This window comes from Oleiphilus sp. HI0125 (assembly GCF_001635355.1).
The window spans coordinates 1-2,737 of the sequence record NZ_LWGF01000650.1 but is presented as its reverse complement, the minus strand read 5'-3'; the positions used below and the strand labels follow the sequence as shown (position 1 = coordinate 2,737).

At 41.9% G+C, this 2,737-nt stretch carries 3 protein-coding genes; all 3 read right to left on the bottom strand.

Annotated elements, in window-relative coordinates:
- Positions 1–764: 764 nt before the first annotated feature.
- The 3 genes from A3762_RS08955 to A3762_RS08945 all read right to left on the bottom strand — a co-directional run bounded on the left by A3762_RS08955 (position 765) and on the right by A3762_RS08945 (position 2,643).
- Positions 765–1,052, bottom strand: coding sequence for a type II toxin-antitoxin system RelE/ParE family toxin (locus A3762_RS08955; protein WP_068755009.1), 288 nt, complete (start codon positions 1,050–1,052; stop codon positions 765–767).
- Positions 1,052–1,282 carry a CopG family transcriptional regulator gene (locus A3762_RS08950; RefSeq protein ID WP_068755008.1) on the bottom strand — a complete coding sequence of 77 codons (231 nt, stop codon included), beginning with the start codon at positions 1,280–1,282 and terminating at the stop codon, positions 1,052–1,054. Before A3762_RS08950 ends, A3762_RS08955 begins: the two co-directional genes overlap by 1 nt.
- Before the next feature lie 152 nt (positions 1,283–1,434).
- Entirely contained in the window at positions 1,435–2,643 is a 1,209-nt protein-coding gene (locus A3762_RS08945; RefSeq protein WP_068755006.1) for a serine hydrolase, read from the bottom strand.
- Between the last annotated feature and the right edge of the window lie 94 nt (positions 2,644–2,737).

The following is a 2,737-nucleotide window of genomic DNA, read 5'->3' as shown; positions in this document are numbered from 1 at the left end:
ATGTAATTTTCTCTAAGGTTATTTTTATGCTGTTACAAATCTGTGTCCTTCGCGTGACATTTAAATGACATCTATTTTTGTGTGCTTAAGGAAGAACCACAGTGCTGTCCCCGGGGCACTTAGAGAGATTAGATAATTGCTATTAAGCAAGAAACAGAATCAAGGTTGAATCTTCACTTTTAAGTTTTGAACAAGCTAAGTGAATTTGAGAGATAAAACCTAAGCAAAAGAAAATGTCCCCTTTTTCAAAAAAGGCGATGCTGGTAAATGGCGATATCCAAACTAACTCAAGGTCTCTTAAGCTCTTGAAACAGGCATAGACAAGGGAACTGAACTAAAGTCAGCTTCTGTCTACTTTCATCCATTGCACCTTAAACAATAGATCCCGTATAAAGTGCGGAATGACGGATTCAAACGAAGGGATAATCCCGTTGAGCACGCAAGCGATTAAGGTGAATTGCGAAGCAAGAGAGGCTGGCATGTGCCATCTTAAGACCTTTGGCGAAACAAAGGTCTTAAGGCGCCGTCGGCCGCCGCCGACAGGAAAAGAAGAATCAGCCTGATGTTACTCCCTAAAAAAACAACAACCGTTTCTATCTATTTCCGTGCATCAGGAAATAGATTCAACACTCCCCCCCCTCTCTTTCACTAAACGAAATTCACTTTGCTGTCACAGGTAACGAGGAAGCGGCTTGGCACTGTCTATACCGAAGAAGACTAAATTCAAAAAGTTACTGTCGAGAGTACAAGCTAAAAATCAGCTTTTACAACCAGACGTCTAACTCTTGCCCACCAAGAACAGCCATTATTTCAACAACATCTTCAACGACGCGAAAATAAATAGTATCCGCTCGATAAGGACACCGGCGATAGCCTTGCCTTATCTGATCGACCGTTTGATATTGATAGGGATTTTCAGCGATACGCTCGAAGATAGAAAAAAAGCCGAAGAAGTATTCATCAGCCAATGCCTCACCGAACTCTGAATATCCATATTCGTAAATTCTTTTGAGATCATCTTTCGCATTAAGCGAAAGTTTGTAGGTAAACATTATTTTTTGAGTTCTTCCTTAAACTCAGCAAGCATCTCAGATGATGTTTGAGAAACAAAACCGCTCTGCTCAGCTAATTCCAGTTTTTGGTTAATCGCCTCGGCTCTTCTTGCACTGCGTATGAGGTCATTAATCAACTCACTTTTATTAGCATAATCTTTGACATGATCGACATGATGTTTCAGCCAAGAATCATTCTGTTCAGTCAAGGTAATACTTTGTCTAGGCATAATAGCAATCCTTAAAAAGCTCAGCTGGTGCAATATTACACCAGCACTTATTGATTACCTAATGCGGCGAAGCAGATCATTTTAAGAATGAGTACAGCTCTGTCATATAGACAATCTATGCCCGCTCATTGAGCGCGAATGACAAACTCCGATTATGACTCAATCATTTCCAATGACTTCACCACCTCACGGCAGAATGCAATGACCTCAAAAAACGACTCATAGTCATTGTCTGCAAATTCTAGATGGGCAGAGTTCTTCACAATGACGACATCGGCCTTTTGGTTGACGTAAATAAACTGCCCGTAGATGCCAATCGCATAGAACTCTTGGTCAGCATTTTCTGGAATCCACCATTGATAGCCGTAACCTAAATTGATGTAGGAGTTGTCCCGCTCACCTGGCACAAGATGCGGAGCGTCAGGCGTTACTGAAGCCTTCACCCACGCTTCTGGTATAACCTGCTCATCCTTCCATTTTCCGTTGTTAAGGTAGAGCAATCCAAAGCGCGCGAAGTCACGCGTGCGCATATTCAGCCCGCCGAGTACCATTGGCTCATTTTCATCATCAACAATGTAGTAAGTGCTCGATTCAGGTTCGATTTTCGACCAGAGCTTATCGTCAAAGTAGTCTGCTATTTCTCTTCCTGTCGCTGCACGCAACACCATTCCTAGTACATGCGTATCGATGCTGACGTAGTGTAAAAATGTGCCAGGTTCTTTTTCGTTTTTCAGGCTTGCCGCAAAATCATCGAATGATCCGCCTAATGCAAAGGTACGGCCAAAGCGATTAATATCAGAATTGAAGTCGTAATAGTCTTCATTGAAGGCAACACCGCTAGACATTTGCAATACGTCTTTAATCCGAACACCGTCATACCCTGTTCCGACAAGTTCAGGCACATACTCCGTCACGGTTTGTTCAATGCTTTTTATGTCACCCTCTTCAACGGCGATACCAAACAAAGCAGACAAGAATGACTTCGCGACAGACCAGGAGATACGATAGTCAGTGTCTTTGGTTCCTTGATAATACTCTTCATACGTCACTGCACCGTCTTTCAACACCAACAACGCCGTCGTGCTCGTGCGCGCTAAATACTCTTCTACGCTCTGCTCGCTCTTGTAAGTAAATGCTATTGGCAATGGTGCTGGCTGACTATCAAACTTAGAGGCATCTGTTGAAGGTTTGATCTCTACCGTTGGCGCGACCTCGCGCATGTTTGAGAAGTTATGAACGATTTTATCGCCATCAAACAGAGTCATCGTATGGTACAAACGTTCAACTTTGTCGCCTTGGAACACAGCGATCCAACCAATTACAACAAGTAATAGTAGTGCGAGTATTTTTATTATCTTCATTATGAGAGAACCTCATTTTTTTATTTATCATTTGATAAATAAACTACACATCAAAAATAAATATATCAATTGATAAATTTATCTAGGATATGAC

Excerpts from the sequence above, each read along its gene's own strand:
- A3762_RS08955 (WP_068755009.1), bottom strand. The coding sequence starts at position 1,052 with ATGTTTACCTACAAACTTTCGCTTAATGCGAAAGATGATCTCAAAAGA.
- A3762_RS08950 (WP_068755008.1), bottom strand. The coding sequence starts at position 1,282 with ATGCCTAGACAAAGTATTACCTTGACTGAACAGAATGATTCTTGGCTG.
- A3762_RS08945 (WP_068755006.1), bottom strand. The coding sequence starts at position 2,643 with ATGAAGATAATAAAAATACTCGCACTACTATTACTTGTTGTAATTGGT.